Here is an 11,220-nt window from a genome sequence, read left to right as displayed (position 1 = left end):
CATCTGAAATCTGCCGTCAACACCTATTTTCATAATTCTGTCACATCGGTCAAAAAAACCCGAAAACACGAAGGCCGACCCCGAGGGGTCGGCCTTCATTGCATTGCCCTTCTACTTACAAGCTAGGGAAGGCGAACTGCGAAGCCTCATGGCTGGCACGCTGCGGCCAGCGCTGAGTGATCGCCTTGCGACGGGTGTAGAAGCGCACACCGTCCGGACCATAGGCATGCAAGTCGCCGAACAGCGAACGTTTCCAGCCGCCGAAGCTGTGGTAAGCCACCGGCACCGGCAGCGGCACGTTGACGCCAACCATGCCGACTTCGATCTCGTCGCAGAACAGACGCGCCGCTTCACCGTCACGGGTGAAGATGCAGGTGCCGTTGCCGTATTCGTGATCGTTGATCAGTTGCATCGCCTCTTCCAGACTGTTCACGCGAACGATGCACAGTACCGGGCCGAAAATCTCTTCTTTATAGATGCGCATTTCCGGGGTGACGTTGTCGAACAGGCAGCCACCGAGGAAGAAGCCTTCTTCATGACCGGCCACGCTGAAACCACGACCGTCGACCACCAAGGTCGCGCCGGCAGCCACGCCGTCATCCACGTAACCACTGACTTTGTCGCGCGCCTGACCGGTGACCAGTGGGCCCATGTCCAGACCGCACGAAGTGCCCGCACCGATTTTCAGCGCCTGAATCTGTGGAACCAGTTTCGCCACCAGCGCATCCGCCACCTGGTCACCCACACAAACGGCAACCGAAATCGCCATGCAGCGTTCACCGCAAGAACCGTAAGCCGCGCCCATCAATGCGCTGACCGCGTTATCCAGATCGGCATCCGGCATCAGCACCGCGTGGTTCTTCGCGCCGCCCAGTGCCTGAACGCGTTTGCCGCGCTTGGTCCCCTCGGCATAGATGTACTCAGCAATCGGCGTCGAACCAACGAAGCTCAGCGCTTTGACCTCCGGCGCTTCGATCAACGCGTCCACCGCAGTCTTGTCACCGTGTACCACGCTCATCACGCCTTTCGGCAGACCGGCTTCCAGCAGCAGCTGAGCGATCAGCAGTGTCGAGCTTGGATCACGCTCGGACGGCTTGAGGATGAAGCAGTTGCCGCAGACAATCGCCAGCGGGTACATCCACAACGGCACCATGGCCGGGAAGTTGAACGGGGTGATACCGGCAACGATGCCCAGCGGCTGGAAGTCCGACCATGCGTCGATGTTCGGGCCGACGTTGCGGCTGTACTCGCCCTTGAGGATTTCTGGAGCTGCGCAGGCGAACTCGACGTTCTCGATACCGCGCTTCAATTCACCGGCAGCGTCTTCGAGGGTCTTGCCGTGCTCTTCGCTGATCAATTGCGAGATGCGTGCTTCGTTCTGCTCCAGCAGTTGCTTGAAGCGAAACATCACCTGCGCACGTTTGGCCGGTGGCGTGTTGCGCCAGGCCGGGAACGCAGCTTTGGCGGCATCGATGGCTTTCTGAATGGTTGCCTGGCTGGCCAGTGGCAACTTGTGGATCGCCTGACCGGTGGACGGGTTGAACACATCAACCGCGCGACCGTTCTCAGTCACCAGTTCGCCATTGATCAAATGCGGGATAACGCTCATCGAAAACTCCTGAATTCTTGTCCACGGGCCCCCGTTAAGGAGTGCCCGTTTTGTAGGTACATATAGAAGGAAAAATCAGTCGAGCTTGTTCAGCACTTCGCCGACCGCGTCGAACAGGCGATCGAGGTCTTGCGGTTTGCTGTTGAAAGTTGGGCCGAACTGCAGGGTGTCGCCGCCGAAGCGTACGTAGAAACCGGCTTTCCACAGGGCCATGCCCGCTTCGAACGGACGCACGATGGCGTCACCGTCACGCGGGGCAATCTGGATCGCACCGGCCAGACCGAAGTTACGAATGTCGATAACGTTCTTCGAGCCTTTCAGACCGTGCAGTGCGTTTTCAAAATGCGGCGCGACTTCAGCGACGCTCTGCACCAGGTTTTCCTTTTGCAGCAGGTCGAGTGCCGCAAGACCTGCGGCGCAGGCCACCGGGTGCGCCGAGTAGGTGTAGCCGTGCGGGAATTCCACGGCGTATTCCGGCGTCGGCTGGTTCATGAACGTCTGGTAGATCTCGGAGCTGGCAATCACCGCGCCCATCGGGATCGCGCCGTTGGTGACTTGCTTGGCGATGCACATCAGGTCCGGGGTCACGCCAAAGGTGTCAGCGCCGAACATGTTGCCGGTACGGCCGAAACCGGTGATCACTTCGTCGAACACCAGCAGGATGTTGTGCTGATCGCAGATCTCGCGCAGACGCTTCAGGTAACCCTGTGGCGGCACGAGTACGCCAGCGGAACCGGCCATCGGTTCTACGAATACGGCGGCGATGTTCGAGGCATCGTGCAATTCGATAAGCTTCAGCAGCTCATCGGCCAGTGCAATACCACCCTGCTCCGGCATGCCACGGGAAAATGCATTGCTCGCCAGCAGCGTGTGCGGCAGGTGATCGACGTCCATCATCGATTGACCGAACAGCTTGCGGTTGCCGTTGACGCCGCCAAGACTGGTGCCGGCAATGTTCACACCGTGGTAGCCACGGGCACGGCCGATCATTTTGGTTTTGGTCGACTGGCCTTTCAGGCGCCAGTAGGCACGGACCATTTTCACCGCGGTGTCGGCGCACTCGGAACCCGAGTCAGTGAAGAACACGTGGTTGAGGTTGCCCGGGGTCAGCTCGGTGATCTTCTCGGCCAGCTGGAACGACAGCGGATGACCGTACTGGAAACCCGGCGAGTAATCGAGGGTGCCCAACTGTTTGGAGACGGCTTCCTGAATTTCCTTGCGAGTGTGGCCGGCGCCGCACGTCCACAGACCGGACAACGAGTCATATACCTTGCGGCCCTTGTCGTCGATCAGCCAGCTGCCTTCGGCGCCAACGATCAAACGCGGGTCGCGCTGGAAGTTACGGTTGGCGGTGTACGGCATCCAGTGCGCGTCCAGCTTCAGTTGGCTGGCCAGTGGCGACTGAGCGTTTTCAGGCATGTTCATCGGGCAAAACCTCGCAGGGCATAAGCGTCAGGGAGATAAAAAGCGTTGTTGCAGCTAAATTGCCACGCGGATAAAGTCGGTGAAATTCAACTCTTCTAACCTTCAGTTAGAACTTTGCTAAACAATGAGAACAATAAGATGAGCAGCCGCCGCCCCGACCCGCTGGCCCAGGTCAGTGACTTTGATATCCGCTTGCTGCGGATTTTTCGCAGCGTGGTGGAGTGTGGCGGTTTTTCGGCAGCGGAAACCGTGCTCGGCATCGGTCGCTCGGCAATCAGTCAGCAGATGAGCGATCTCGAGCAGCGTCTCGGTTTGCGTCTGTGTCAGCGCGGTCGCGCGGGATTTTCTCTGACTGAAGAAGGCCGTGAGGTGTATCAATCGGCGCTGCAACTATTAAGTGCGCTGGAAAGTTTCCGCACCGAGGTCAACGGCCTGCACCAGCATTTACGCGGCGAGCTGATCATTGGCCTGACCGACAACCTCGTCACCCTCCCCCACATGCGCATCACTCACGCCCTCGCTCAGTTGAAGGAGCGCGGCCCGGATGTGCAGATTCAGATTCGCATGATTGCGCCGAATGAAGTCGAGCAAGGTGTGCTCGATGGGCGTTTGCATGTCGGCGTAGTGCCGCAGGCCAGCGCGTTGTCGGGGCTGGAGTATCAGCCGCTGTACAGCGAGCGTTCGCTGCTTTATTGCGCGGTGGGTCATCCGCTGTTTTATGTTGATGACAAGCAACTGGATGACGAACGCTTGAACAGCCAGGACGCGATTGCGCCGACGTTCCGTTTGCCGGCGGAGATTCAGGCGCATTACCAGGCGCTCAATTGCACGGCCAGTGCTTCTGACCGTGAAGGTATGGCGTTTCTGATTTTGACCGGACGTTACATCGGTTACCTGCCGGATCACTACGCCGGTCTCTGGGTGCAGCAAGGTCGTTTGCGTGCGCTGAAATCGCAAACACGTTTCTACGACCTGAGCCTCGCATCGGTCACACGCAAGGGGCGCCGCCCTCATTTGGTGCTGGAGAGCTTTCTGGAAAGTTTGGCGGCGACGCGTTGAAAATCTTCAGAAGCCCGCCAGCGTTGGGCCTTGGCGACAAATTCGAAAAATAACCTGAGCAAGTGGACAGCTTTTTGCAAAGCAGGATCAACCTCGATCCTTCAACAAGAAGCCTTAAGCCATGCAGCCAGATTCCGCACCGTCCAGCGACCTGATCTACGGCCTCAACGACCGCCCCAAACCACTCGCCGCGACACTCGCGGCACTGCAACACGTGCTCGCCAGTTTCGTCGGCATCATCACCCCGCCATTGGTGATCGGCTCGGCCCTCGGGCTGACCGCGTATTTGCCCTACCTGATCAGCATGGCGTTGATGGTCTCGGGCGTCGGCACCTTTATTCAGGCGCGGCGGCCGTTCGGGATTGGCGCGGGGATGATCTGTTTACAGGGCACCAGTTTTGCCTTTCTTGGTGCGGTGCTGTCGGCGGGGTTTCTGGTCAAACAACGTGGCGGTAGCCCGGAAGACATTCTCGCGATGATTTTCGGTGTGTGTTTCTTCGGCGCGATCGTGCAGATCGTCCTCAGCCGTTTCATCGGTCAATTGCGCAGAGTCGTCACGCCGTTGGTGACCGGGATCGTTATCACCCTGATCGGCATCAGTTTGATCAAGGTCGGCATCACTGATCTCGGAGGTGGTTTCAACGCACCGGACTTCGGTGCGCCGGGCAATCTGGCGCTGGGTGTGTTTGTGCTGCTGACGATCATTCTGCTCAACCGCTCCAATACACCATGGGTGCGCTTGTCGGCGATCATCATCGGCTTGGTGCTCGGCAGTCTGGCCGCATGGTTCAGTGGGAAACTGGTGCCGCAGCCGTTGCCTGACTTGCCTTTGGTGAGTTTTCCTACACCGTTCAAGTTTGGATTCAGCTTCGATTGGACGGCTTTCCTGCCGGTCGCGCTGATTTATCTGATCAGCACCATCGAAACCGTCGGCGACCTCACGGCCAACTGCATGCTCGCCCGCCAGCCGATCAGCGGCCCTTCTTATATAAGCCGCCTGCGCGGTGGCGTGCTCGGTGATGGCGTGAGCTGCATGATCGCCGCCACGTTCAGCGCTTTCCCTAACACCACGTTCGCGCAGAACAACGGCGTGATCCAGCTGACCGGCGTCGCCAGCCGCTACGTCGGGTTGTACATCGGCGCGATCCTGTTTTGTCTCGGTATGTTCCCGATGATCGGCGCGGTGCTGCAACAGATTCCGAAACCGGTGCTCGGCGGTGCGACCCTGGTGATGTTCGGCGCGGTGGCCGCTGCCGGCGTGCGCATCCTCGCGCAGTCGTCGCTGGATCGGCGCAGCATGTTGATCATCGCCACATCGTTCGGCGTCGGCCTGGGCATCGCCGCGCAACCGAACCTGCTGCACCTGCTGCCAAAACTGGTGCAGAACCTGTTTGATTCGGCGATCACCAGCGGTGGCCTGACCGCGATCATCCTGTGCCTGTTGCTGCCGGAGTCGAAAACCGAGGCCGCTGAAGCGCACCCGCCGCTGAACAAGATCGAACAGGCGTAACGGTTTTATCGCTCAAACACTTGTCGGATGCCTGTGGGTGCGCTATCAACGCAACTGGTTGCACCCACAGACAAACCCGGAAGTGCCTATGACCTTTGAAGTCCCTGCCCATGGCGGCAAACCCGCCAGCCGCATTCGTCAGAAGAACGAAGAGACCATCCTCAAAGCCGCCGAAGACGAGTTCGCCCGTCACGGGTACAAAGGCACCAGCATGAACACCATCGCGCAGAATGCCGGGTTGCCCAAAGCGAACCTGCATTACTACTTCACCAACAAACTCGGTTTGTACGTGGCGGTGCTGAGCAACATTATCGAGCTGTGGGACAGCACCTTCAACACACTCACGGCCGAGGACGATCCGGCCGAAGCGCTGACCCGCTATATCCGTGCCAAGATGGAATTCTCCCGTCGTCAGCCACAGGCCTCGCGGATCTTTGCGATGGAAGTGATCAGCGGCGGTGAATGCCTCAGCGAATATTTCAATCAGGATTACCGCGCCTGGTTCACCGGACGCGCAGCAGTGTTTCAGGCGTGGATCGATGCGGGCAAAATGGACCCGGTCGACCCGGTGCACCTGATCTTCCTGTTGTGGGGCAGCACCCAGCATTACGCTGACTTCGCCACGCAGATCTGCCGCGTCAGCGGTCGCAGCAAGCTGACCAAGCAAGACATGGAAGACGCCGGCAACAACCTGATCCGCATCATTCTCAAAGGCTGCGGCCTCACTCCTCCTCTATAAGACGTTTATGCCTTTCACCCTCAGCGGTTTTTGCGAGTACCGCGAAGAAATTCGCAAAAGCCGCTTTATCACTTTCGCCACGCCGATCGGCAGCCCTGCCGAGGCGCAGGCTTTTTTCGAACAACACAGCGATCTCAACGCCTCGCACAATTGCTGGGCGTGGAAACTCGGCGATCAATACCGTAGCAATGATGACGGCGAACCGGGCGGCACGGCTGGGCGACCGATTCTAGCGGCGATTGAAGCGCAGGATTGCGATCAGGTCGCGGTGCTGGTGATTCGTTGGTACGGCGGCATTCAACTCGGTACCGGCGGTTTGGCCCGGGCGTATGGCGGTGGCGCGAACAAGTGTTTGCAGACGGCAGCGAAGGTCGAGTTGATCAGCCGGGTGCCGTTGAGTTGCGCTTGCGGGTTTGCCGAGTTGGCGTTGGTGAAGTTGCGCGTTGCCGATCTGGGTGGATTGCTAGTGGAGGAAAACTTCACGGCGAACGGGGTCGAGTTGAAGTTAGCGGTGGGTGAGGCGCAAATCGATGTCTTGCAAACCCAGCTAGCGGATTTGAGCCGTGGGCGGATTTTGTTGCAGCGGTGAAGCAAGATCAAAAGATCGCAGCGTTCCGCAGCTCCTACGGGGATCCGGGTTTGTCATGAATTTCGTTGGTGATACCGGTATCAGCGTTTTCGTGTAGGAGCTGCCGAAGGCTGCGATCTTTTAGGGCATCCCCCATTTTCCTTATTCCACAGACTTGCCCACATCTGCTGTGCACCCGACTGTGGATAACCTGAGTACATTCCGCTGTAACCCTTCTGTCACGTGGCTTTGCGCGGTTTGTTCACTTTTCGTTCAATTCACCCGACGAAACGAATTTTTCAAACAGAAACAATCAGTTAGCACGGTTTATCACCATTAGAAGAAAGCACCGCAGTGCTTATGCCCGGGTTTGCAGCTTGCGCACAATAACTGTGGAGCAACCTGTGGATAACCCGTTCATGACCGCCGCAGTCGCAGGTTCTTCCTAGCCCCCACGGCTTTGCTCGTTTTTTGATCAGTTGCCGACGGGCAAAACTGGAGCCCGATCAACGGCTTTGCTCTGAATTGGTGCCGTGAACCCAACCAATTTTGAAGGCAATGCTCTGCTTCAGGCACTCGCACACGCGGCCCGCTCGCGTTCCTGACTCAATGGCCAGGAAATTGCTTTATCCACAGGCACAACTCCAAGCAAGTCGAGCCTGTCATGCCAATCGCGCCACCCCTCCCGCGCCTGCAGCTGCGCCACATCAGTAAACGCTACCCCGGTTGCCTGGCCAACGACGCCATCGACCTGAGCATCGCGCCAGGGGAAATCCATGCCCTGCTCGGTGAAAACGGTGCGGGCAAGAGTACGTTGATGAAGATCATCTACGGCGTTACCCAGGCCGATTCGGGCGAGATGCTCTGGCAGGGTCAGCGGGTCAACATCCGCAACCCGGCACAGGCGCGGCAGCTGGGCATCGGCATGGTGTTCCAGCATTTCTCACTGTTCGAAACCCTCAGCGTGGCGCAGAACATAGCGCTGGCGATGGGCGCTGCGGCCGGCACACCGAAACAACTGGAACCGAAAATTCGCGAAGTGTCGCGCCGTTATGGCATGGCGCTGGAACCGGAGCGACTTGTCCACAGCCTGTCGATCGGTGAGCGCCAGCGCGTGGAAATCATTCGCTGCCTGATGCAGGACATTCGCCTGTTGATTCTCGACGAACCGACCTCAGTGCTGACGCCGCAAGAGGCCGATGAATTGTTTATCACCCTGCGCCGTCTCGCTGCCGAAGGCTGCAGCATTCTGTTTATCAGCCACAAACTCGGCGAAGTACGGGCGCTGTGTCACAGCGCGACAGTTTTGCGCGGCGGGCGAGTTGCCGGACATTGCGTGCCAGCCGAATGTTCGGATCAGCAGTTGGCGCAGCTGATGGTCGGCGAAGCAGCGGCGTTGATTGGCGATTACCCGAAGGTCAGTGGCGGCACGACGTTTTTACGGATGAGCGGATTGAGTTGGCACAACCCGGACCCGTTTGGCTGCTCGCTGAAAGACATCAACCTGGAAGTGCGCAGCGGTGAAATCGTCGGCATCGCCGGGGTCGCCGGTAATGGTCAGGATGAGTTGCTGGCCCTGCTCAGCGGCGAGCAAATCCTGCCTCGCGCCGAAGCTGCGACCATTCGATTCGCCGAGCAAAACGTCGCCGATTTACGCCCGGATGCGCGACGCAAACTGGGCCTGGCGTTCGTCCCCGCCGAGCGTCTCGGCCACGGCGCGGTGCCGGAATTGAGTCTGGCGGACAACGCCCTGCTCACCGCTTTCCAACAAGGTTTGGTCAGCCACGGTTTGATCGAACGCGACAAGGTCGAAGCCCTCGCCCAACAGATCATTCAGCGCTTCGGCGTGAAAACCCTGGACACGCAAACCGCTGCGCGCAGCCTGTCCGGCGGCAACCTGCAAAAATTCATCCTCGGCAGGGAAATCCTCCAGCAACCGAAACTGCTGATCGCCGCGCACCCGACCTGGGGCGTCGACGTCGGTGCTGCCGCGACCATCCACCGTGCACTGATCGCGTTGCGCGATGCCGGCGCGGCGATTCTGGTGATTTCCGAAGACCTCGACGAATTGTTCCAGATCAGCGACCGCCTCGGCGCCTTGTGTGGCGGACGCTTGTCGGCGCTGCACAACACCACCCATACGCAACTCAGCGACGTCGGCGGCTGGATGGCCGGCCAGTTCGACAACCCACCTTCTGCCGCCACGGTTTAACGGAGTTATACACATGCTGCTTTTCCTCGAACCCCGTGGCCAGCAATCGCGATTGATGCTGTGGTGCTCGCCTTTACTGGCAGCGGCGCTGACACTTGGCTGCGGCTCGCTGCTGTTCATCGCCCTCGGTCATGACCCGCTGCAAACCTTGCACACGCTGCTGATCGCGCCGGTCAGCGATTTGTATGGCGTCTCCGAATTGCTGGTCAAAGCGCTGCCGATTCTGCTTTGCGCACTGGGGTTGGCGGTGGCGTACCAGGCGCGAATCTGGAACATCGGCGCTGAGGGGCAATTGCTTCTCGGCGCGCTGGCCGGCAGTGCGTTGGCGGTGAACATCATCGGCATGCAAAGTCGTTGGGCGCTGGTATTTATTCTGCTCACCGGCACCGTCGCAGGCGCGGCGTGGGCCGGGCTGACCGCGTGGTTGCGCACACGCTTCAACGCCAACGAAATCCTCACCAGCATCATGCTCAATTACATCGCGCTGAACCTGCTGCTGTTCTGCGTGCACGGGCCGCTGAAAGATCCGGCCGGCTTCAACTTTCCCGAGTCGGCGATGTTCGGCGATGCCAGTCGCTTACCACTGTTGATGGAGGATGGCCGCGTGCATGCCGGGGTTTACTTCGCCCTGCTTGCGCTGGTCGTGGTGTGGGTGTTGTTGCAGAAAAGCTTTGTCGGTTTCCAGATCAAAGTGCTTGGGCTGGACAAGCGTGCGGCGGGGTTTGTCGGCTTTCGCGAGAAGCGTTTGATCTGGCTGGCGCTGTTGATCAGCGGCGGCTTGGCCGGACTGGCGGGTGTCTGCGAAGTCACCGGGCCGATAGGTCAACTGGTGCCGCAGGTGTCGCCGGGGTATGGCTATGCGGCGATTACCGTGGCGTTTCTTGGGCGCCTCAATCCGATCGGAATTCTGTTCTCCAGTCTGCTGATGGCGCTGCTGTACATCGGTGGCGAGAGCGCACAAATGACGATGAATCTGCCGCAGGCGATCACCCAGTTGTTCCAGGGAATGATGCTGTTTTTCCTGCTCGCCTGTGACGTGCTGATCCTCTATCGGCCACGCCTGAACCTGCGCTGGGTGAAGCGCACGTCGACCACCGCCGTAACTGCCGGAGCGCTGTGATGGATATCGATCTGTTGAGCAATATTTTCTATGCCATGGTGCGTTGCGGCACACCGCTGTTGCTGGTGGCGCTGGGTGAACTGATCTGCGAGAAGAGCGGCGTGCTCAACCTCGGGCAGGAAGGGATGATGCTGTTTGGCGCGGTGATCGGATTTATCGTCGCGCTGAACAGCGGCAACCTGTGGCTTGGCGTGTTGTTGGCGATGTTGGCCGGGATGTTGTTGTCGTCACTGTTTGCGCTGGTGGCGCTGGTGTTCAATGCCAATCAGGTGGCGACCGGGTTGGCCCTGACGATTTTTGGTGTCGGGCTGTCGACCTTTGTCGGCGCGGCCTGGGTCGGGAAACCGTTGGCCGGTTTTGAGCCGTTGGCGATTCCTTATCTGAGTGAAATCCCGCTGATCGGGCGGATGCTGTTTGCTCAGGATCTGCTGGTGTATCTGTCGTTCGCGCTGTTTGCGCTAGTGGCGTGGGTGATTATCAAAAGTCGTGTCGGGTTGATTATTCAAGCGGTCGGCGAGAACCCGGATGCGGCCAGTGCGATGGGGCTGCCGGTGTTGGCCGTGCGCACGTTGGCGGTGCTGTTTGGCGGGGCAATGGCCGGGTTGGCCGGGGCTTATCTGTCGCTGGCGTACACGCCGATGTGGGCGGAAAACATGACTGCCGGGCGCGGCTGGATCGCGTTGGCGCTGGTGGTGTTTGCCAGTTGGCGGGTGTGGCGGTTGTTGCTCGGGGCGTATCTGTTTGGCCTCGCCAGCATCCTGCATTTGGTGGCGCAGGGGTTGGGGCTGGCGATTCCGTCGAGTTTGCTGGCGATGCTGCCGTATGTGGCGACGATTGTGGTGTTGGTATTGTTGTCACGCGATGCACTGCGTACGCGTTTGTATGCGCCGGTTTCGTTGGGGCAGCCTTGGCAGGCGGGGCATTAGTGCGGTGATTTCAATGGCCTCTTCGCGAGCAAGCTCGCTCCCACATCTATGG

9 protein-coding genes are annotated in these 11,220 nt (G+C 59.3%); 7 read left to right on the top strand and 2 right to left on the bottom strand.

Annotated features, from left to right (window positions below; all coding sequences use genetic code 11):
* Positions 1-115: 115 nt before the first annotated feature.
* Entirely contained in the window at positions 116-1,609 is a 1,494-nt protein-coding gene (locus tag FGA82_RS28760) for a CoA-acylating methylmalonate-semialdehyde dehydrogenase (RefSeq protein ID WP_038360740.1), read from the bottom strand.
* Positions 1,610-1,684: 75 nt separating this feature from the next.
* Complete coding sequence (locus FGA82_RS28755) at positions 1,685-3,034, bottom strand: aspartate aminotransferase family protein (protein WP_141129713.1); 1,350 nt, start codon at positions 3,032-3,034, stop codon at positions 1,685-1,687.
* Between the two features lie 138 nt (positions 3,035-3,172).
* Here FGA82_RS28755 and FGA82_RS28750 point away from each other — a divergent pair, with 138 nt between their 5' ends.
* From FGA82_RS28750 to FGA82_RS28720, 7 genes are all read left to right on the top strand, one after another.
* A complete protein-coding gene (locus FGA82_RS28750; RefSeq protein WP_141129712.1) occupies positions 3,173-4,093 on the top strand; it encodes a LysR family transcriptional regulator in 921 nt (306 codons plus the stop codon).
* A 121-nt stretch (positions 4,094-4,214) separates the two neighbouring features.
* A complete protein-coding gene (locus tag FGA82_RS28745) occupies positions 4,215-5,603 on the top strand; it encodes a uracil-xanthine permease family protein (protein WP_141129711.1) in 1,389 nt (462 codons plus the stop codon).
* A gap of 88 nt (positions 5,604-5,691) precedes the next feature.
* Entirely contained in the window at positions 5,692-6,342 is a 651-nt protein-coding gene (locus FGA82_RS28740; RefSeq protein ID WP_038360732.1) for a TetR/AcrR family transcriptional regulator, read from the top strand.
* A 7-nt stretch (positions 6,343-6,349) separates the two neighbouring features.
* On the top strand, positions 6,350-6,931 hold the full coding sequence (locus FGA82_RS28735) for an IMPACT family protein (RefSeq protein WP_141129710.1): 582 nt from the start codon (positions 6,350-6,352) through the stop codon (positions 6,929-6,931).
* Positions 6,932-7,574: 643 nt separating this feature from the next.
* Positions 7,575-9,122, top strand: coding sequence for an ABC transporter ATP-binding protein (locus FGA82_RS28730; protein ID WP_141129709.1), 1,548 nt, complete (start codon positions 7,575-7,577; stop codon positions 9,120-9,122).
* A gap of 13 nt (positions 9,123-9,135) precedes the next feature.
* The gene (locus FGA82_RS28725) at positions 9,136-10,242 is read left to right on the top strand and encodes an ABC transporter permease (protein WP_141129708.1); all 1,107 of its coding nucleotides are present in this window, start codon (positions 9,136-9,138) and stop codon (positions 10,240-10,242) included.
* Positions 10,242-11,168 (top strand): ABC transporter permease, encoded by a 927-nt coding sequence (locus FGA82_RS28720; RefSeq protein ID WP_141129707.1) that lies wholly within the window; start codon positions 10,242-10,244, stop codon positions 11,166-11,168. Before FGA82_RS28725 ends, FGA82_RS28720 begins: the two co-directional genes overlap by 1 nt.
* Positions 11,169-11,220 lie beyond the last annotated feature (52 nt).

The sequence above is a fragment of the Pseudomonas fluorescens genome (assembly GCF_005938625.1).
GTDB classification, from domain to species: Bacteria; Pseudomonadota; Gammaproteobacteria; order Pseudomonadales; family Pseudomonadaceae; genus Aquipseudomonas; species Aquipseudomonas fluorescens_BD.
The sequence above is the reverse complement of the archived record's forward strand: the minus strand, read 5'-3'. Positions and strand labels throughout refer to the sequence as shown.

Coding starts and splice junctions, on each gene's coding strand:
- FGA82_RS28735 (WP_141129710.1), top strand. CDS start 6,350: ATGCCTTTCACCCTCAGCGGTTTTTGCGAGTACCGCGAAGAAATTCGC.
- FGA82_RS28725 (WP_141129708.1), top strand. CDS start 9,136: ATGCTGCTTTTCCTCGAACCCCGTGGCCAGCAATCGCGATTGATGCTG.
- FGA82_RS28755 (WP_141129713.1), bottom strand. CDS start 3,034: ATGAACATGCCTGAAAACGCTCAGTCGCCACTGGCCAGCCAACTGAAG.
- FGA82_RS28745 (WP_141129711.1), top strand. CDS start 4,215: ATGCAGCCAGATTCCGCACCGTCCAGCGACCTGATCTACGGCCTCAAC.
- FGA82_RS28750 (WP_141129712.1), top strand. CDS start 3,173: ATGAGCAGCCGCCGCCCCGACCCGCTGGCCCAGGTCAGTGACTTTGAT.
- FGA82_RS28730 (WP_141129709.1), top strand. CDS start 7,575: ATGCCAATCGCGCCACCCCTCCCGCGCCTGCAGCTGCGCCACATCAGT.
- FGA82_RS28720 (WP_141129707.1), top strand. CDS start 10,242: ATGGATATCGATCTGTTGAGCAATATTTTCTATGCCATGGTGCGTTGC.
- FGA82_RS28760 (WP_038360740.1), bottom strand. CDS start 1,609: ATGAGCGTTATCCCGCATTTGATCAATGGCGAACTGGTGACTGAGAAC.
- FGA82_RS28740 (WP_038360732.1), top strand. CDS start 5,692: ATGACCTTTGAAGTCCCTGCCCATGGCGGCAAACCCGCCAGCCGCATT.